Source organism: Alkalihalophilus pseudofirmus (genome assembly GCF_029094545.1).
GTDB lineage: Bacteria > Bacillota > Bacilli > Bacillales > Bacillaceae_D > Alkalihalophilus > Alkalihalophilus pseudofirmus.
Map to the genome: position 1 here is coordinate 1,000,268 of NZ_CP117835.1, position 19,101 is coordinate 1,019,368.

The following is a 19,101-nucleotide window of genomic DNA, read 5'->3' on the forward strand; positions in this document are numbered from 1 at the left end:
GCCATCTCAAGAGATCCATTCTCCTGAGATGGCTTTATTTTATAGTTAGACCAATTTATAGTTGCTTTGCTTTAAAATGAACCACCGCTGTATAGATAGGCTGCCCTGTTTTAAAATGTGGGTACACATGATGATTCACTTGCGCTACTTCTAGTAATAATGCTTTATTCACATCAATTTTCTCATTAATACGCTGTTCAAGTTCTTTGAAGCTGGTTGCTTCAAAGCATTCAACTTTATCTTCAATTCGTTCTAATTGGATACTCAATGTCACCACTCCTAGTAAGGTGTTATCTTTTTCGGTTTTATCTGTTTGAAATAACTTATCTGTTTTAAATCATAGCAAATTCGTTTTCAAAAGAAAATAAGTGAATTCATGAGTTCTGCTGTGTATACTAGGAAGAGATTGTTTGAGTGAAAGGAATGAAGGAAATGAGAATTGGAATTATCGGTGCAATGGATGAAGAGGTTGAATTACTAAAAAGCAAACTCGGAAATAGAGAAGATAAAACGATTGCTGGATGTGAATTTCACCACGGTACTTTACAAGGAGTCGATGTGGTACTGCTTAAATCGGGTATTGGGAAAGTAAATGCTGCAGTCGGCACAACACTTTTAATTGAATTATACAAACCAGATCGTATTATTAATACAGGTTCAGCTGGCGGTTTTAAAGAAGGCTTAAACGTAGGGGATGTCGTTATTTCAACGGAAGTGCGTTACAACGATGTAGATGCAACGGTATTTGGTTATGAATTTGGTCAAGTACCGCAAATGCCTGCCTTCTATGACCCGAATGACGAGTTAATTTTTATTGCTGATAAGGCAGCTGCAAAAGTAGGAGTAAACACTGTAAAAGGATTGATTGTCTCTGGGGATTCCTTTATGAGTGATCATGCACGTGTACTTGAATTAAAAGAGATTTTCCCTGCTGCTCAATGTGCGGAAATGGAAGCTGGCGCCATTGCGCAAGTGTGTCACCAATTTAAGGTGCCGTTTGTTATTATCCGTTCATTATCTGACATTGCTGGCAGTGATGCAAAAGTATCTTATGAGAAGTTTTTAGAAACAGCATCTGTTAATTCAGCAAATCAAGTCATCTTAATGGTTGAAGCATTAGCGGAATAAGTTACCTATAGTGGCGGATATTGCATCATCATATCCTCTCTAAACATGCTATCATAAGTGATAGAGTAGGAGGGGACGTATTATGACAGAGAAGAAGATGCGAGAGTTAAAAGATAAAGTAGCTGATTATAAGCGCTTTGGTTTTATCCTGCTGTCGTTAAGTGCCTTTTTGTTTATTGGATTAATTATTCCGGCTGATGGACAAGCTGTCTCGCTGCCTAGCGGATTTATTGTAGGAGTCTTTCTTACAATGGGGTTAGCAGTGGTTTGTCACCGTTTAGCGATGAATGCACAAAAACAAATGTATGAAGATGAATAATATCATGCGCTTCGGCAGACGAGGCGCATTTTTTGTTTTGCTTAATGAAGAGAGGTGGACTGAGCAGTCGGTCCACGCAATAACAATTGATAGTAACCCAATCAGCAAATATATAGGTGCAATTAGTACTTGAAGTAACGCAATTAAACTCAACTGGCGCAATAAAGTTCAAAGTGAATATAATAATTCCTCAGACAGACGCATTAATACTAAACAGGGACACAATTCCTTTCTCGATCGACGCAATCCCACACTGCGATGCTCTCATTTACACCAAAAACCGCCAAGCAGAGCATGAGCTGCTTGGCGGTTTGCTTTTAAGATGCAGGTGGAATAACTAAATAATAGATACAAGCAAAAAAGATAAAAATTGCTAGTACAGATCCATATGATCGGAATCCTCTAAAGCTTTGAGTTGCTTCCATCGCGCGAACTCCCAACACATACATCCAAGCAATTCCTGCTGCAAGCAACGCGAGATGAATAGCAGAGATCGGGTAACCAGCTTGCATGCCGATCAGCGTAGGCATCGCTAGAAAGCTCGGTACTAAGATAATAATAGAAAGACGGTATTGAACACGAAGCAATCCAGCTCCGCCAAAGCCGCGAGCCCCTGCCCAAAGGAGTAGAGTAAAAGCAAATCGAGTTAAAATAATGGTTATAATTCCAAAGATAATAAAGATTACAGGAACAACAAAGTCACGAAGCAGGGGTGATTCAAAACTGCTGACATAGGCGTTGTTTGCTTGAACAGAAAACAGCCCATACGCTGCACCTAGCAGAACAACAAGCAGCATTCCGATGCGGTTCGTTTTAGGTGATTCAGCAAGCGTGCGAAAGGCTTCTCGATCTAGTAAAATCGCTTTAATAAGTAGAGTAAATCGATTCATATGGATAACTCCTATCTCTTTAGCTATGTATATATAAGCAGCAGTGTACACTATGTACACTGCTACTATTCACTTGAAATGTCAAGTGATTCTTATAGATTCCAAGGCATGATGGCCCAAACTGCTACTCCGATACAGATGATGCTGATAATGGCAGCACCAAAACGGCTGTTGTAGCGTGCTGGGTTAACGTCTGTCCAGCCATGGATGCGCTCTACCAGCTTATGATCTTCAGCTGTAGAAAGTTTTGATTGCAGTGAAGGCATGCGGTTTGTAATGTATGAAACAACAATAAGAATCAAGAAGCTTAATGGTACGGCCAGCATAGCACCAGAAATCCCCATACCATCTGTTAATCCATGACCACTGATTACAATAGATGGGAAGACGAAAGGTGAAACAACAACGTATAGACCACCTGCTACTACTGATGCAGCTATGGCGCCAAAGCGGTTTGCTTCCTTCCACCATACACCCATCAAAATTAACGGAGCATTTGTTACACCGGCTAAACCGAAAGCCCATAAAATACTTACTACTAGAAAGTCAGGAGGATTAATAGCAAGCAGGACACTTGCAACCCCGCCCCCAGCAATCGAGAAGTAACCAAGCTTTACTTTCATACTGTTTGTTAAATTTGGCTTTAGCGTCGTTACGATATCTTGTGAAATAAGAGCACCAATTGCAAGGAGGTTTCCACTTAAAGTTGATAGACCGGCGCTGATTGCACCAGCAATAACTAGAGCAGTTACCCACTCTGGGTTGTACACTAAGTTTAAGATAATGGTTAATTTATCTGCATCAGCTTGAGAGATTGCAACACCTTCTGTTTGTGTAAAGAATACACCTGCAAATCCCATTGCATAAGTTGCAGAGAAAACAAGACCTAGTACAAGCGCAAACCATACCATCGCTTGACGAGCACTTTTAAGACTTGATGCCGTATAAATACGCATTGCTAAGTGAGGAAGCCCAAGAGCTCCAATTGTAAATGCCGGAATCAAAGCAAAGTACCATTTAGAAGAATACTGATAATCAAAGAATGTAGGCATAGCCTCAAGCATAGCAGGTACCATATCCGCATATAGAAGCGGAGGGAAATACCAGCCAGTTCCGCCCATTACTTTCATGATCGCTCCAAGAGGAACGATAAACATTAACGCAATGATGACCATTTGGATCGCTGCGTTATTTGTCGCACCAGACATACCGCCAATTGTTACATACCCAACAATTAATAGACCGCCGATAATAAGGCCTGTCATATACGGGATACCAAGCAGCGTTTCAAATGTTACGGCGATACCGATCATTTGACCAAGTGCATACATGATAGATACTAAAATCATAAATAGAGCCGCAATAATAGATGCACTAACCCCGTAACGCTCCCGTACGAAGTGAGTTGGTGAGAATGCGCCCATACGACGTAGACTCGTACCATAGATAATTGTAATTAAAGGAATAGCTAAAATCATTTGAATCCACAGTAAGATAAATGGGGCTTGCAAATTTAAGATAAGACCAGTAACACCAAGGAATGTAGCAAGACTCATGTAGGTCGAAGCCATCGCTAGTCCATTTGTAATTGGACCAACACCGCCGCCAGCGGCATATAAATCTTCTACAGATTTACTCGCACGGTTTGAAACCCAGCCTACGATGTAGAATAAAGCGAATGTAGCGACTACAAAAATAATACCAATAACGGGATTCGATAATTGCCATAGTTGATCTTCCATTTAGCTAGCTCCCTTCTCAGATGATTGAGCAGATTGATTTTGAGCATTTTCATCTTCAATTGCTTGGTCAATGTGATTTCCCATTTTACCAGCGATGATCGTTAGAATGAGTACGCCAAACCAACCGACCAGTATGGGAACGATGTACATAATCGGAAACCCAAATAACATTCCATCAACAGGGAAAAGAGAGAAGATTAAACCCATATGACCAGACACTAGAAAAAGGGCTGACATGATAATCGTAAACCAAACTTCTTTTTTGTAAGCACTCATACTGACACCTCTTTTCGTATAATTGATAACGCTTTCAATCGAAATAAGACTGAACGCTCGCTCAGTTAAATTGACAGCTGAGCATTTGTTCAAATTATATGTACGTCACCCCCTGGCCACTAATTAAATATTCACTTCCTTGTCAATCTATACTAAAATTACATCATGTTTGACTGAATGTAAAGACAAAATATTGAGAAAATTAAAACAGGATAAATAAAAGGGGTAAATTTATGTGAGTAAGCGTAAAACAAAGCGTCCAATTGTGTTAACAGCAGTTATTTTGGCCATGTTTATGGCGGCTGTGGAAGCGACAATTGTTGCTACAGCGATGCCTCAAATTGTTGCTGATCTAGGAGGTTTTTCATTATTCAGCTGGGTCTTTTCATCCTACCTATTAATGCAGGTAGTAATGATCCCTGTATATGGAAAACTTTCTGATATGTATGGACGGAAAATTATTTTTGCTATTGGGATATCTATATTTTTAATCGGATCGATCCTATGCGGCTTTTCTGCAACGATGGAAATGTTAATTATCAGCAGGTTTATTCAAGGGCTGGGCGCAGGGGCTGTGCAGCCAATAGCTACAACGATTGTGGGCGATATGTACACGAAAGAAGAACGTGCGAATATCCAAGGGTACTTAGCGAGTGTATGGGGGATATCTGCGATTATGGGTCCTGTACTCGGTGCTGTATTTATTGAATATCTACATTGGGCTTGGATTTTTTGGGTCAACATCCCTTTTGGAATCATTGCATTAATTGGGGTAACTCTTTTCTTACATGAGGATATTAAGTCCGCTGAATCGATGAAAAAGAATAGGCAATCCATTGATTATAAGGGAGCACTTCTTTTACTTTTGGCCATTACACCTTTTATGCTCGTCTTAATACAAGGAAATGTGTGGGGATTCACTTCACCTCTGGTAATGAGCTTACTTGCTTGCTCATTTATTTGTCTTGTCTTGTTCATCAAAGTGGAACGCAGAGAGGCTAATCCAATGATGACGTTGTCTTTATGGGAGAATCAGCACATTCGCAACGCAAATATTGCCTCTTTTTCTGCAGGAGCGATCTTGCTGGCTGTTTCAACCTTTTTACCTACCTATGTGCAAGGTGTCATGAATCAGCCTCCAATTATTGCTGGACTTGCGTTGACAGCGATATCGATTGGGTGGCCGATCTCATCTACTATTGCTGGAAAAATGATGCTCAAAAAAGGCTTCCGTACGACAGCTTTGATTGGTGGATGTGCATTAGTAACAGGCGGGTTATTCTATATGCTGCTGCCTGTTATTAACCATCCGCTATGGGCTGGAGCAGGTTCCTTTGTTATTGGAGTTGGAATGGGTTTTTCTACAACGACTTTTATAGTGTCGATTCAATCATCAGTTGACTGGAATGTCCGAGGAGAAGCGACATCTATGAATATGTTTATGAGGCTTCTTGGAGGAGCTGTAGGAGTTGCTTTTTTAGGAGGTCTTTTGAATAGACGTCTTGAAAACGAGCTTAAAAACAGTCAAGAGTATCTATCATTTGAGCCGACCATTGATGCTGTCAATCACTTGCTCGAGGCAGGTCAGAGGGAAGAATTACGTTCAGTAGAGCTAGAGGCACTGCAGATAGGCTTAACAAACAGTCTAGGGATTGTTTTTACGACCATTTTTATATTAGCTGTGACTAGTTTCTTCTTTATATTACGGTTGCCGAAAGATTCATAAACAAGTAGGAAGCCAACATGATCTGTCATGTTGGCTTTGTTAAGGTTAAGAAGTGATTAAGGACTCTGGCGGTTAGTCCCCAAATTACGTACGCATCATAAAAATAAAATAGTTCCTGGACCGATTGGGTACGGCCGTTATAAGTTCTCTTGTTTGGAATGAGGTGAAAGGGGAAATTATCTGCAGGTTCAAACGTGATCCCCATTTCATACATTTTTGGCTTTGTCTCATACAAGTAACTAAGCGGTGCTGTAAATGTAGAAGCCACCTCATCCTTGTTAGGGTTCAATTGAGTTATATCGTTAATTTTACCTACAAAGGGGTAGATGACTCCTCGGAAAGGGGTAACTAAATAATCTAGTGGAGCAATTAATTCCACCTGATTTTCTGGAATTCCTAATTCCTCGCTTAGCTCTCTAATCGCAGCAGCTTCAGCGCTGTTATCACTTTGATCAATTCGGCCGCCAGGAAAGCAAATCTCACCAGGTTGACTCCTTAAATGCTCGGATCGAACTTCAAATAATACAGAAAGTTCTCCATCTACTTCAACAAGAGGCAGAAGAATAGCGGAATGTTTAGCAGTCTGTTGTCCAAGTACACCTGGTTGGCGGTCTTTAATCGTTGAAATAATAGTTGAGATATCCGGCAAAGAGATCCTTCCTTTCACACACATAATTATGGTTATCCTATACGCTTTTTTAACTATAGTATAGCATATGAGCATCTACGATTGATTGTTGCAAAGAAGAGGGGGGTCTTGTACACTTAGTACATATCTTAAAATTAAGATAAAGGGGATTAACTATGACTAAAGCAAATGATGATCTTTCGTTGAAGTTATTTGTGGTCTTATCTCGAGCTCATAGTGCTGTGATGACAGAGGTTGAAAAGGATATTCGAAGTTACGGTTTGAATCCAACTGAGTTTGCCGTAATAGAATTGCTTTACCATAAAGGCGATCAGCCGCTTCAAAAGATTGGTGAAAAGATACTTATTTCAAGTGGAAGTATCACTTATGTAGTAGATAAACTCGAAAAAAAACAACTGTTACTAAGGCGTCCATGTCCGAAAGATCGCCGTATTACGTATGCGACATTAACAGATGAAGGGAAGCAATGGATGGATGAACGTTTTCATGTGCATAAGGAACGAATTGCACATATCTTATCTGGTTTAAATACAGATGAAACAGAAGAAGCGATTCAATTGCTGAAAAAGTTAGGATTACATGCTTCAAGTTAAGGGGTCGATTCTCAGATATTGATGAATCAAAGAATCAATTATTTAGAGCGAAATAATGCTAAAAAATCTGTTAGATGATATGACAAGAACTCTGTATTTTAATGAAATGTGAGGTAAGATGAATTCAGGAAAGGTCATTGACCTAGCTTCCAACATGTTCTCTCTACTCTCCCCATTGTTAGCGGTTCACTTGATGTGAACCGCCCTTTTTTTGATTAAATTAAATCAGACTTCATTTCCTAGGGAATATGAATCTTAGTAAATAAAAGCAATAAATTCTTCTTTATCAAGGCTGCCAAAGTAAGGTTTAATATCTACACCGTTTAATGCTTCACGCAATGCATCCCCGTCATACTTGACGCCTATTAGTTTAGATTCAAGCTCGCTTACATCGCCCACACCAAAGAAATCTCCGTATATTTTGCATGCTTCAATTCGACCTTTACGCACATTCAAGCGAACATCTATTGAGCCAATCGGAAACCGCTTCGTTCGTTTTAAGTCGAAGGCCGGAGATTTCCCGTAATTCCAGTCCCAATTTTTATACCTAGATTCTGAAATGCGATTAATTTCTTCCCAATCTGTTTCTGTTAAATGATACTCAGGGATTTCGTCGTCAGCTTCAAAGATATACTGTAATAATACTTTTTTGAACTGATCAACTGTTAATGGCTGATCTAGAAATTCATTAATGTTTGCTACCCTGCTGCGTATTGATTTAATCCCTTTTGAACGGATCTTTTCATCTTTTACATTAAGCGCTGAAACGACATGTTCAATTTCTGAGTGAAGCATTAATGTACCGTGGCTGAACATTCTTCCTTTAGTAGAAAATTGAGCATTTCCAGATATTTTACGCTCACCCACATGTATATCGTTGCGGCCGCTAAGTTCTGCCTCCACTCCAAGCTTCTTTAAAGCAGAAACAACAGGCTCTGTGAACTTTTTAAAATTGTGAAAAGATTCACCGTCATCTTTAGTGATAAAGCTGAAGTTTAGATTTCCTAAATCATGATAAACAGCCCCTCCGCCAGAAAGTCTGCGAACCACATGGATGTCCTTTTCCTTTACGTAGTCAAGATTGATTTCTTCTATCGTATTTTGGTTTTTACCAATGATGATTGAAGGCTCATTTACATAAAACAAAAGATAGGAGTGTTCTGGATCTAAATTCTTTAAAGCATATTCTTCAATCGCTAAATTGATTCTCGGGTTAGTAATATTGTTATTATCTATAAATTTCATCATTTTGCATTACGTCCTTTCTTGATATGTTCCATCTTCAGTATAGTGATTGTTTTAGTAGCCGTCTAATGGGAGTGTTCCTTACCACTTTTTTCATACGTTTAGACTCTTCTTTTATGAATAGTAAGGATTGTCGATTGGAAAGATATGCATGCACCTATAAAAAAGGAGATGAGTTAGATGAAAAAATTACTTAGTTTAGTATTGCTTTTTATGCTATTCCTAACCTTAACAGGAACCGGTTTTGCTGAGGAAATGGCAATGGTTCGAGTACTCCATGCAACACCTGATGCTCCAGGAGTAGATGTTTTTGTAAATGAGGAGCTTGTAGTAGAAAATATAGAATTTAAAGATGCTAGTGACTACTTGCAGCTGCCTGCTGGTTCTCATAAAGTAGAGATCTATGCTGCAGGTGATACAACTTCTGCAATCATTAGCGAACAATTAGCTGTAAGCGGAGGAGAAGCATATACTGTGTCAGCAATCGGTCAGTTAGAGTCTATTCGCTTAACAACGATGCTAGATGAGCAAGAAGTATCAGAAGGCAATACGAAGATCCGTGTGGCTCATTTTTCACCTGATGCTCCAGCTGTTGATATCGCAACAGATACAGGAGATATTTTATTCCCAAATGCAGCTTTTTCCGCAGTGACAGACTATTTAGAGCTGCCGGCAGGAGAATATAACCTTGAAATTCGTGCAGCTGGGACGGCTGATGTCGTTGAAGAACTAACTAATCTTGAGTTGAAAGAAGGAATGATCTATACAGCTGTAGCAACCGGGCTTTTAAATGCTGAGCCTGAATTTGATGTGATTTTATTAACAGATGCTATGCCAACTCCAGAAGACATGCCGAAGACAGGACTAGGCGGAGCATCAGACATTCGCTAAGATGAAAATTTGGCTCACATCTTTTTCAGTTTTTATTCTTATCATGCTAGGATGTCAGCCGTCCCAATCAAATGCTGCAGAAAGTTTAACAGGATCTAAACCAGAGGTTATCAAAATTCCTGCATTGGATATTCAAGCTGAAATTGCGCCATTCGGTTTAAGGAATTATGAGCAGATTCCGCCTGATGGAGAAAAAGTATTCTGGTATGAGGACGGGGTGAATCCAGGAGGACCAGGAAATGCTGTGTTAGCAGGTCATTTCGATGATTATGTAGGTCCAGCGGTGTTTTATCACCTTCATGAGTTAAAAACAGGGGACTATATTTATATTGTCACTGAGAATGATTATATACTGACATATCGAGTGGAAGATGTAGAGACATATAAGAGAGCAGAAGCACCTGTGAAATCAATTTTTCATGGTAGTGGGAAATCAAAGCTCAACCTTGTCACATGTTCAGGTTATTATAGTAAAAAAGAAAAAACTCACTCTCATCGTACTGTTGTAACAGCTGCATTAAAAGGAAAGTCTTATCCCTACCAACCTATAACCGAGCCTCCTTTATAAAAGGCTCGGTTTATTTGGATTTAAACGTTCTCACCGGTAGTTGGATAACCATGCAAAGCGTATAATAAATGGTAAGTAACGTGATTGGAGAGGATGAAATGAACATAAGACATTTAGCAGAAGCTGATTATGATCGGGTCATTTCAGTCATTGATGAATGGTGGGGCGGCCGTATGATGAGTGATATGCTGCAACGCTTATTCTTTATTCATTTTCAAGAAACGAGCTTTGTCATTGAAGAGAAACATAAGATTATAGGGTTTTTAGTGGGATTTCCTTCCCAGACTGACCCTAATATAGGATATATCCATTTTGTAGGGATTCACCCGAAAGCGAGGAAAGAAGGTCATGCACGCATACTGTATGAGGCTTTCTTTGAAAAAATAAAAGAGCTTGGGTGCGATAACGTACTTTGCGTTACTTCACCAGTAAATAAAGGATCCATTGCTTTTCATAAACGGATGGGATTTACCATTAAACCAGGCACCAAGGTAGTAAATGGTATTTCTATTTATGAAAATTATGATGGGCCTGGTAAAGACCGAATTATTTTCACAAAATCACTCGACGAAAAAAGAACCTAAGCTCTAACTTGGAGCTTGGGTTCTTGTATATTTCCGGACAAGGCCTGGAACAACTCGTATACAAATTATAAACCATAGGATAGAAATGCTGATAGCCGCGATAATATCACTCGGATAATGGGCTTCTAAGATCATTCTGCTCAATGCGACAACAGATATGCAGAAAACAGCAATGGCATAACTCATCAAACGGATCGCACGTTTTGTGATAAAGAGGTAACTAATATATATGATAAAAGCAAATAGTAAAAAGGTTCTCATCGTATGGCCGCTTGGGAAGCTGTAGGAAGCTAGCTCAAAAGACTGCCCAAACACTTCTAAATAACGAATCTCACCAGGCCGCTCCCGCTGAAATAATAACTTTAATCCTAGGTTCAAAAAGAGTCCGCCAAAAACAATAACTCCGAGCATGAGGGCATAAAGTTTTTCTCTTTTAAAATATAAAAACCCCATTAAGACAAGGGTAAGTATAATCATTACTTCTCCAGAACCAAGTTTAGTTAGAAAAGACATAGGCTCTTGTAATGATGAAGGAATAAGCTGATTCATCCAATCAAGCAGCAGCTTATCAAATTCATTAGAATCAATAAAAAACACCATACTAAGAAAAACAGAAATCGTAAGAATATAAATTACATTTATTTTCATTGCTTCCTCCTGCTATATATATTACTCATAAATTAGAATTCTACCATTTTACACAACATGTGACTAGTGTCTATTCTCAGGTGATGTATAATAAAGTTAAAAGGTTGGAAATTTAATTTAAGAGAAGGAGGACGTTACAAAAATGGAAGCACCAAAAGTAAATGTGAGCGGCTTAGAATTTGGGTGGGATGTAGAAAAGGGCCAATTTCTCTTTGAAGGGGAAGATGCTGTACTTTTTTGGATCTCTTCTGCAATGAAAACGTTTTTTGATACGATTGAAGAGGTGTCAGGAGAAGAAGCCACAAGTGTTGTGTTAGAAACGACTGGATACAGGCAAGGGACTGTAGTTGGTGATTATTTTGAGAGGCTGCATGTTAGCGAAAAAGAGTTTGCTGAAACTCTTACGCGTACATATGCTTCTGCAGGCTGGGGAAAAGCAGTAATTGATCTATTTGATACAGATCAAAAAAGGGTCATTCTTCGTTTAAGAGATGATTGGGAATACAAAATAAATATTGCCCAAGGAAAAATCAAAGGCGGCAGATTTCTTCCAGCTCATTATGCTGGGATCTTCACTGGGTTATTTGGTACAAATATTTGGTATAGAATCCTTCAAAGCCAAGTCGAGGGCAAAGAGGAAACCGTAGTTGAGTATTTCCCCTCTGAAATAACCGTTACAGAAAATATACATAAATTGATTCGAAGCCGTGAACAACAAGAAATTATGCAGCTTGAGGCCATGGTTGAAGATAAAACACAAGAACTGAAGGCTCTTATCAGAACGTTATCTTCCCCGATGATTCCGGTGATGGATGGGGTAGTAGTCGTACCACTGCTTGGTATGTATGATAAAGAGCGTACAGATGAACTAATCGAGAAAACGCTGCACAATCTTCCTAAGCATAAAGCAACCTTCTTAATTCTCGATTTCACGGGACTCGATTCAGATATTGCCTCTGTCTCAGCTGATTTAATTGAGAAACTTGTATCAGCTACTTCATTAATAGGAGCTAAAACGATCCTAGTAGGAATTAAAGCTGAATTAAGCCTTGCGATTACAAAGGAAGATATCGACTTATCTAACTATGATTGTTTTCAGACATTAGAACATGGTATTTACTACGCGCTCGCTGAAAAAGGCCGGAAAATTATTTCAATATAAACGAAGAGAAGCATTTAATTTTCTAATTGAAAATTAAATGCTTTTTCTATAAAGAGAATTTCCTTATCCTGCAAGGGAATCATGGCCTTAATGGCGAATAAGATAAGTAATAAAATAGACGGAGGTGTGAGATGAATAGTATCCAAACATTAAAACAAACTATTCTTCTTTTAGAAGAAAAGCTGCTTCAATCGCACACAAGAACGTCGCCTGAACAATTAGAAGAACTCTTAGCTGATGATTTTTTGGAATTTGCAAGCTCCGGACAAGTATGGGTTAGAGATGACTGCTTAGGAGAAGGAGGAGTCGGTGTAGTCAGCATGAAGATTTATGATTTTGAGATCAGGGAGCTGGCACCCGAAGTGATTCTTGCTACTTATAGGGTATTTGATGAGCACAGGGTAAGTAACACAATACGAAGTTCTATATGGAAAAAAGAGAATGGTAACTGGAAAATGTCCTTTCATCAAGGAACTTATACAAAGTCATAATCAAATCCTATGTTAGGAAAAAATGCATCTCCTTATCTGATCAAGGAGATGCATTTTTTTCTTAGATCGAAGGATGTCTCGTTACTTCAACACGCTCCTGGTTCTCTCTTTTGTGAGTAAGAAGCAGGGCGCTTCCAATTAATAAGAGTAAGATTCCAGACCCTTTTAATACAGTGTAGATAGAAAACAATTCAACAAGAATTGCTCCTATCAACGGCGCCACTAGAATGCTTATATTGATAATCGCATGATAAAGGCTTGAAATACGTGCAATAGTGTCACCCGTTGTTTCTTTTTGAATAACAGTTTGGGCGACAAACATTTGCAGTCCAACGCCGATTCCTAAAATAATAGACATGAGTAAAGGCACTGACAGTGGAAAGCCGCTTGTTAAAAAGCTCGCACTAATAAACACAATCGCTAAACAGGCAAAACTTGTCATTAGTAACTTAGCGGGGTAAAGCATTTTTCTTTGTTTAGACATCAGTCCATAAATAAAAATAGATCCGATACCGACAAATGACATAATCCAGCCCATTAACTCAGGATGTTCTGGGGCGATCAATCTAAATAAAACAGGGAATTGCACATCAACCATTTGTAGAGCGAAAAAGCCTAAAAAAGAATACCCAAAACAGATTAAGAGAGTGTTTGTTTGTAGGATAATCCTCAAACCTTCCTGTAAGTCCTCCCAAAATGGCTGTTTCTCTCTTATTGGAGGATGTGAGAAATCAGTTTTTTCTTTAGCAGCACTCAGTAATATGAGACTCGAAAAAAGCAGTGAAACCCCGTTTATGAACAGACATAGAAGAGGTGAGTAGATAGCTGCAAGCGTAGCTCCAATAACCGGACCTATAATTCTTGCAGCCTGGGCGGATATCCCGTTTAAACTTACTGCACGAAGCACAAGGGCCTCTGGAACAATATGTTTGATGATGGCTTGTTCAGCAGGGAAATGAACGGTTGCGATCGTAGAACGTAGCATTAAAACAGTTAAAAAGAGCCATGTATTTGTGATAAATAATAGTGAGAAGGTAAAAAGAGCGGTCAGGATATCTGCTGCAAGCATCACTTTTACCTTATTTCGATGTTCTATAAATACTCCGGCAAAAGGACTAATAATCACTTGAGGAAGGGCGATTGCGACAGCAATAAATGCTAGCATGATTGGGCGCTCTTGCCACACATAAGCAAACAATAAGAAGATGGCGACACGGTCAAAGTAAATGCCAAACATTGAGATACTATAAGACGCGAACACTTTCATAAATAATCTATTTTTAAATAGTGGTTGTAAAGACATGGTAAGATACCTCCCTTATGGTTTCATCATAGAGGAGGTATGTCAGAGGAATATCAGAGGTGACGATGAAATATAGATTTTATTTCTTTTTTAAGTTTTTCTATTTGATGTGGTTCAAAAAATGCTGTGGAAGTGTTTGTTACAAGAAGCTGAAGCGCTTCATCTGTACATTCCTTCTCAAGGAAAAATCTCATAATGGCAATGGCTAAGCCCATATGTGAATTGAATTGAGAATGTTCTACAATTTCAATTCCTTCCTCAATCAAAGCTAGACCAGATCTCTTTTTTGTTTCAATTAATTCTTTAATGCCTGTGACAATGAGAAAGATCCCTTTTTCACGAAGGTAAGGTTTTTCTGTAAAGAAAACTTTTAACAATGCCTTTTCCTCGTCTATTTCCCTTTGATCAGACATGCATATCGCGTACATTAGTTTTGTTATTCTAAAAAATGGATAGAAGCCATCATTTGACGAAGTTATTTTTCCTTCTGTAAAAACTATTGCCTCAAGCGCTTTATCAAAATTCCGGCTAAGTAAGAGAAATAGAATTCTGCTTAATGTATCAAATTCAGGCTGCTGCAAAGGGGTGAAAAGCTGCTTTGTGTACACTTGATTAAAGTATTCACAAGCAGGCTTTGCCCCTTCTAGTAAGAGATTGACCCATAATAAAAATAAAGATTTCTCTTTAAATGAAATGGATGAATCATAGATGATTGAGCGATAATCTCCAGCCATAAACGCTAACGGCATTCGTAGGCTTGAAGGAGGCTCAATACCGAATGCTGGATTATTTAATAATGACTTGATAGCCTGACCGTTACCGTACAAATGGTAGGTATATAATAAAGATTCGCTTATCTCTTCAAATTGAGGATCTTCTATTTTTAGCGTTTTTTCATTAGAGGAGCCCTTAATTAAACAATATCCTTGTCCTCTGAAGGTATTTATCTTAATCCCGGATTTAAGAGTGCCAAGCTTTTTTCTTACCCTGTAAATATGATCATCCACCGTCCGGTCTGTTGGGGTGCCCTCCCCCCAAACCGCATCTAATAGCTTGTCGCGGCTGAAGACTTGGTTCGGGTGACGATACAAGAAATGTAATAAATCAAACTCTTTTGGAAGCAAAGTCAATTGTTGATTAGCAAATTCAATACTATAGGTAGAAAGCTGAAACGAAAGGGTGTCCATATCCTCACCTCGGAAGTAAGTCTTCTTTTATCGTAATCGAAGTGCATAAGGAAATAAATAGAAAAATTAAAGAGACAATAAAGATTATAACCTGGATCGTTAGTCCCCCTTTATGTTAGACTAGTAATATCTATCTATTAAACTATTTTCTACCATATTGGAGGTTATCTTTTGAAGAAGTTAGTGAAAAATGGCCTGTTTACATTTGGGTTTATTGGTCTACTTTCTATGAATCTGCCAACTTCAGTATTAGCTGCTGAAACGGTGGCGGAACGTTGTCAATATGAAGCAGTTGTTGGGGTGAATCCTGCCTTTCAAACGACTAATTGCCTGCTAACAGAAATGGCGTTAGATTATAATATCCCGCCAGAAGTTGTAAAAGCGATAGCAGAAAGAGAAAGCAGCTGGGTGCAATTCAATTCTGACGGTACACCAAATATCTCATCAGATAATGGAATAGGAATGATGCAATTAACCAACCAAGCAAATTTTGATCAAGAGCGTTTGGAAACGGATGTCCTTTATAATATTGAAGTGGGTGTAAAAGTATTAGATGAAATGTTCACACGCGGAAATCTTCCGGTTATTAATGATAACGACCGCGATGTAATTGAAAGCTGGTATTTTGCAGTAATGGCTTATAACGGCATCAAGCCTCAGAACAGTCCAGTCAGACAGGCGAGCGGTGAACGTAACGAGTCCGCTTATCAAGAATTAGTATATTCTTTAATAAATCGTTCTGAACAAGGCACAACAACTAAACAACTAAGTTTTGAGCCATCAGATTTCAACTATGATCCGACTAGTGACGCCAACATCGAGTTTCCTGTACATCATTTTACATTCGATAATTTAACGAAAACAAAGTACTTATTTGATATCGGAGAAAAAGTAGAAACGAATACTCGTGCCAATTTTAGAACAAGTCCGTCCACACAAAACAATTTGATTACTACTCTCCCAGCAGGTGAAGTATTAACGATTACAGGTGCTTTTACATATGATCAGGTTTCTCTATCAAACCAATTCGTATGGTACCCCGTCAAAAGAACAGATGGAACAGAAGGATTTATCACTTCTGGTAATCTTAATCCATTAAGTGGTGAAAGCGTGGAGCCGGCTCCACCTGTTGAGCCGGAAGAGCCAGTGACGTTTAGTGATGTACCTGTCACTCATTATGCTTATGATGAAATACATTATCTAGCCAATAATAATATTGTAGGTGGAGTTGGTCATGGTAGGTTCGATCCTACTGCACCGTTAACTCGCGCTCAAGCCGCGACAATGCTTACTCGTGCATTAGGTACTTCTACAAATGCTCCTAACCCCGGCTTTAAAGATGTTTCTACAACACATTATTTTTACAGCGGTATTGCTAGTGCTGTTGAAAGTGGTTTTTTTGTTAAAGCTGACAACTTTTATCCTGAGCGCACATTAACACGAGGAGAAATGGCTGCTATCTTAGATCGTGCATTTGATTTTCCACAAGCTGTTGGTTCGCACCCTTTCACCGATGCATCAGGAATTTTTGAATATAACATTACGAATGTATACGAGGCTGGAGTCACGTCAGGAGTAACCCCAACTACTTATGCTCCTCGAAATACGATTGACAGAGGACAATTTGCAGCATTTTTAGCTCGATCATTAAATGAAGAGTTCCGAGCTCAATAATATAGAATGATAAAACAGGTCAAAGCCATTAAGCTGTGGCCTGTTTTTTTGTATAGGTGTACATGGATTTCTTATTATTTCACTTTCCCACTTGATAAAAGGGCTCACATCAACGAAAATATAAGGAATAGACAGCATATACTAGAATAGGAAAGTAAATGTGTAGGAGAAGAAAGAAGGTACGTTAGCATGATCGAGGTTCATTCAAAAGAAAGCGAGATGCTTCAATTACTTGAGAAACTTGTTAATATTGATAGTGGTTCGAATAATAAAGCAGGTGTTGATAAAGTCGGGGAGATTGTCGGACAAAAATTTAAGGAGTTAGGATTTAAGGTCAATGTGGTTCCTAATATTGAGGTTGGCAATCATTTAGTGATCCAACACCCAGATGCAAGTCACATTGATATCTTAATTGTCGCTCATATGGATACAGTATTTGAAGATGGTACGGCTAAGGTTCGTCCTTTCAGTATAGATCAAGAAAAGGGACGCGCGTATGGGCCAGGAGTCATTGACATGAAAGCAAGTCTCGTGTCCGTTCTTTATGCCTTACAAGCGTTAAAAGATGAAGGGGATGCTGCCTATCAGAATGTTCGAATTGTCTTAAATAGTGATGAAGAGATTGGCTCCAGGTCTTCAAGAGGCTTAATTGAAGAGCAAGCGAGAGGTATATCTTATGCTCTTGTCATGGAACCTGCGAGAAAGGATGGATCTCTTGTGACGGAGCGGCGTGGCAGCGGCCGATACAAAATCGAAGTTCAAGGGCTTGCTGCTCATTCAGGTATAGAACCGGAAAAGGGCAGAAGTGCAATAGAAGAACTTGCTCACAAAATAGTGAAGCTGCACGAACTGAATGATCATGAACATGGGATCTCAGTCAATGTTGGAATCATAGAGGGAGGCAATGCGGTTAATACGATTTCTTCCTCTGCAATAGGACATGTTGATGTCCGTGTGGCAACACCTGAACAGGCAAGCGAGATGGAGCATAAGATTGAAGAGGTATGTGCTTCTACTGATGTGCGGGGCACAAGAATTGAAGTGACTGGTGATATCAGCAGGCCGCCGATGTTGAAAAATGAAAAGATTGCTCAGCTGTTTCAAATTGTACAAGAAGTTGGACGCGAGCTTGGGATGGCTATAAAGGATACAAAAACAGGCGGTGGATCAGATGCATCATTTACGGCTGCGATGGGAATCCCTACAATTGACGGCTTAGGACCAATTGGCGGAGGCGCACATAGCGAGGATGAGTATTTAGAGATTGCTTCTCTTACTGAGCGCACAAGACTATTAGCCAAAATTATCCAACGACTTCATGTATATAAATAAATTAAATAATGTGAGTTGAGAACCTTCCAATTATTGGTTGGTTCTCTTTTTATGTTTAGAGAAAAGAAATGAGGGTATTTTTTTAGTAACAAATCATTCTAACATTAAAATTTTTAAATTTAATAGGAGGTTCAACCAATGGCACAAGCTAAAATTAGTCATACCACGTATGCACAAGCACCATCTACTAAGGACGAGAAAAGCGGAAGTCTAATGAAAGGTATTGTAATCGGGGCAGCAGTAGGAGCTGCTGTCGCAATGTTAGATCCTAAGACGAGAAATCGTGTGACGACCGCTACAAGCGATATGAAAGATCAGACAATGGATATGGTAACAAAAGTAAGAGAGAATCCAGAAGAAGTGAAGACAGATGTCCAAGCAAGAGTTCAATCTGCTTCTGCTGTATTAAAGGAGGCCATTAACGAGGCCAAAGATTTATATGAGCGAGTGAATGGCGATATCGTAGAGCAAGTGAAAGATGTGAAAGAAGATTCGATGGATATTGTGAATCAAGCACAAGACCTAAAAGAAGATGTAGTGGATATTGGAAATAAAGTGGCTGAAGCGAAAGATGAAGTGAGTTCTAATTCCACGAAGTCGAAAACAAATAATAACATCCCTGGAGAAGTAGGCAAGGATGATATCTAGATAGGAATATAAAGTGAAGCGAAATGCTTCACTTTTTTTATGCAC

The 19,101-nt window shown here is 39.1% G+C and carries 21 protein-coding genes; 12 read left to right on the plus strand and 9 right to left on the minus strand.

Annotated features, from left to right (window positions below):
* Nucleotides 1-55: 55 nt before the first annotated feature.
* The gene (locus PQ478_RS05095; protein ID WP_012957988.1) at nt 56-268 is read right to left on the minus strand and encodes a YrzA family protein; all 213 of its coding nucleotides are present in this window, start codon (nt 266-268) and stop codon (nt 56-58) included.
* A gap of 164 nt (nt 269-432) precedes the next feature.
* Between PQ478_RS05095 and mtnN the strand changes: the two genes are divergently transcribed.
* Both mtnN and PQ478_RS05105 read left to right on the plus strand, forming a co-directional pair.
* Nucleotides 433-1,128, plus strand: a complete 696-nt coding sequence (gene mtnN, locus PQ478_RS05100) for a 5'-methylthioadenosine/S-adenosylhomocysteine nucleosidase (protein ID WP_289236936.1) — start codon at nt 433-435, stop codon at nt 1,126-1,128.
* Between the two features lie 82 nt (nt 1,129-1,210).
* Nucleotides 1,211-1,447, plus strand: a complete 237-nt coding sequence (locus tag PQ478_RS05105; RefSeq protein WP_289236047.1) for a YrhC family protein — start codon at nt 1,211-1,213, stop codon at nt 1,445-1,447.
* Between the two features lie 317 nt (nt 1,448-1,764).
* Here PQ478_RS05105 and PQ478_RS05110 read toward each other — a convergent pair whose 3' ends face one another.
* From PQ478_RS05110 to PQ478_RS05120, 3 genes are all read right to left on the minus strand, one after another.
* On the minus strand, nt 1,765-2,337 hold the full coding sequence (locus tag PQ478_RS05110; RefSeq protein WP_012957991.1) for a hypothetical protein: 573 nt from the start codon (nt 2,335-2,337) through the stop codon (nt 1,765-1,767).
* Nucleotides 2,338-2,429: 92 nt separating this feature from the next.
* Nucleotides 2,430-4,079 (minus strand): sodium:solute symporter family transporter, encoded by a 1,650-nt coding sequence (locus PQ478_RS05115; RefSeq protein WP_289236048.1) that lies wholly within the window; start codon nt 4,077-4,079, stop codon nt 2,430-2,432.
* Entirely contained in the window at nt 4,080-4,355 is a 276-nt protein-coding gene (locus PQ478_RS05120; protein WP_022626711.1) for a hypothetical protein, read from the minus strand. It lies immediately after the preceding gene.
* Nucleotides 4,356-4,590: 235 nt separating this feature from the next.
* Here PQ478_RS05120 and PQ478_RS05125 point away from each other — a divergent pair, with 235 nt between their 5' ends.
* Complete coding sequence (locus PQ478_RS05125) at nt 4,591-6,081, plus strand: MDR family MFS transporter (protein ID WP_289236049.1); 1,491 nt, start codon at nt 4,591-4,593, stop codon at nt 6,079-6,081.
* 25 nt (nt 6,082-6,106) lie between these two features.
* Here PQ478_RS05125 and PQ478_RS05130 read toward each other — a convergent pair whose 3' ends face one another.
* Nucleotides 6,107-6,730, minus strand: a complete 624-nt coding sequence (locus PQ478_RS05130; protein WP_289236050.1) for an NUDIX hydrolase — start codon at nt 6,728-6,730, stop codon at nt 6,107-6,109.
* 155 nt (nt 6,731-6,885) lie between these two features.
* On the opposite strand from PQ478_RS05130, the gene PQ478_RS05135 reads away from it, so the two are divergent.
* On the plus strand, nt 6,886-7,323 hold the full coding sequence (locus tag PQ478_RS05135; protein ID WP_289236051.1) for a MarR family winged helix-turn-helix transcriptional regulator: 438 nt from the start codon (nt 6,886-6,888) through the stop codon (nt 7,321-7,323).
* A gap of 255 nt (nt 7,324-7,578) precedes the next feature.
* Here PQ478_RS05135 and lplA read toward each other — a convergent pair whose 3' ends face one another.
* On the minus strand, nt 7,579-8,568 hold the full coding sequence (gene lplA, locus PQ478_RS05140) for a lipoate--protein ligase (protein ID WP_289236937.1): 990 nt from the start codon (nt 8,566-8,568) through the stop codon (nt 7,579-7,581).
* Nucleotides 8,569-8,748: 180 nt separating this feature from the next.
* On the opposite strand from lplA, the gene PQ478_RS05145 reads away from it, so the two are divergent.
* The 3 genes from PQ478_RS05145 to PQ478_RS05155 all read left to right on the plus strand — a co-directional run bounded on the left by PQ478_RS05145 (nt 8,749) and on the right by PQ478_RS05155 (nt 10,611).
* Nucleotides 8,749-9,459 carry a DUF4397 domain-containing protein gene (locus tag PQ478_RS05145; RefSeq protein WP_289236052.1) on the plus strand — a complete coding sequence of 237 codons (711 nt, stop codon included), beginning with the start codon at nt 8,749-8,751 and terminating at the stop codon, nt 9,457-9,459.
* A gap of 1 nt (nt 9,460) precedes the next feature.
* Nucleotides 9,461-10,027: a class F sortase gene (locus PQ478_RS05150; RefSeq protein ID WP_289236053.1), complete on the plus strand. Its 567-nt coding sequence runs from the start codon at nt 9,461-9,463 to the stop codon at nt 10,025-10,027.
* A 98-nt stretch (nt 10,028-10,125) separates the two neighbouring features.
* Nucleotides 10,126-10,611, plus strand: coding sequence for a GNAT family N-acetyltransferase (locus PQ478_RS05155; protein WP_012958000.1), 486 nt, complete (start codon nt 10,126-10,128; stop codon nt 10,609-10,611).
* Between the two features lie 3 nt (nt 10,612-10,614).
* On the opposite strand, the gene PQ478_RS05160 is transcribed toward PQ478_RS05155, so the two are convergent.
* Nucleotides 10,615-11,259 carry a phosphatase PAP2 family protein gene (locus tag PQ478_RS05160; RefSeq protein WP_289236054.1) on the minus strand — a complete coding sequence of 215 codons (645 nt, stop codon included), beginning with the start codon at nt 11,257-11,259 and terminating at the stop codon, nt 10,615-10,617.
* A 142-nt stretch (nt 11,260-11,401) separates the two neighbouring features.
* Here PQ478_RS05160 and PQ478_RS05165 point away from each other — a divergent pair, with 142 nt between their 5' ends.
* Nucleotides 11,402-12,421 carry an STAS domain-containing protein gene (locus tag PQ478_RS05165; protein WP_289236055.1) on the plus strand — a complete coding sequence of 340 codons (1,020 nt, stop codon included), beginning with the start codon at nt 11,402-11,404 and terminating at the stop codon, nt 12,419-12,421.
* A 131-nt stretch (nt 12,422-12,552) separates the two neighbouring features.
* Nucleotides 12,553-12,912 carry a nuclear transport factor 2 family protein gene (locus PQ478_RS05170; RefSeq protein ID WP_289236056.1) on the plus strand — a complete coding sequence of 120 codons (360 nt, stop codon included), beginning with the start codon at nt 12,553-12,555 and terminating at the stop codon, nt 12,910-12,912.
* 61 nt (nt 12,913-12,973) lie between these two features.
* On the opposite strand, the gene PQ478_RS05175 is transcribed toward PQ478_RS05170, so the two are convergent.
* A complete protein-coding gene (locus PQ478_RS05175) occupies nt 12,974-14,215 on the minus strand; it encodes an MFS transporter (RefSeq protein WP_289236057.1) in 1,242 nt (413 codons plus the stop codon).
* Between the two features lie 53 nt (nt 14,216-14,268).
* Nucleotides 14,269-15,402 carry a winged helix-turn-helix domain-containing protein gene (locus tag PQ478_RS05180; protein ID WP_289236058.1) on the minus strand — a complete coding sequence of 378 codons (1,134 nt, stop codon included), beginning with the start codon at nt 15,400-15,402 and terminating at the stop codon, nt 14,269-14,271.
* Nucleotides 15,403-15,573: 171 nt separating this feature from the next.
* On the opposite strand from PQ478_RS05180, the gene PQ478_RS05185 reads away from it, so the two are divergent.
* The 3 genes from PQ478_RS05185 to PQ478_RS05195 all read left to right on the plus strand — a co-directional run bounded on the left by PQ478_RS05185 (nt 15,574) and on the right by PQ478_RS05195 (nt 19,056).
* Nucleotides 15,574-17,076 (plus strand): S-layer homology domain-containing protein, encoded by a 1,503-nt coding sequence (locus tag PQ478_RS05185; RefSeq protein WP_289236059.1) that lies wholly within the window; start codon nt 15,574-15,576, stop codon nt 17,074-17,076.
* A 189-nt stretch (nt 17,077-17,265) separates the two neighbouring features.
* The gene (locus tag PQ478_RS05190; protein WP_289236060.1) at nt 17,266-18,408 is read left to right on the plus strand and encodes a M20 family metallopeptidase; all 1,143 of its coding nucleotides are present in this window, start codon (nt 17,266-17,268) and stop codon (nt 18,406-18,408) included.
* 138 nt (nt 18,409-18,546) lie between these two features.
* The gene (locus PQ478_RS05195; RefSeq protein ID WP_289236061.1) at nt 18,547-19,056 is read left to right on the plus strand and encodes a serine--tRNA ligase; all 510 of its coding nucleotides are present in this window, start codon (nt 18,547-18,549) and stop codon (nt 19,054-19,056) included.
* Nucleotides 19,057-19,101: the final 45 nt, after the last annotated feature.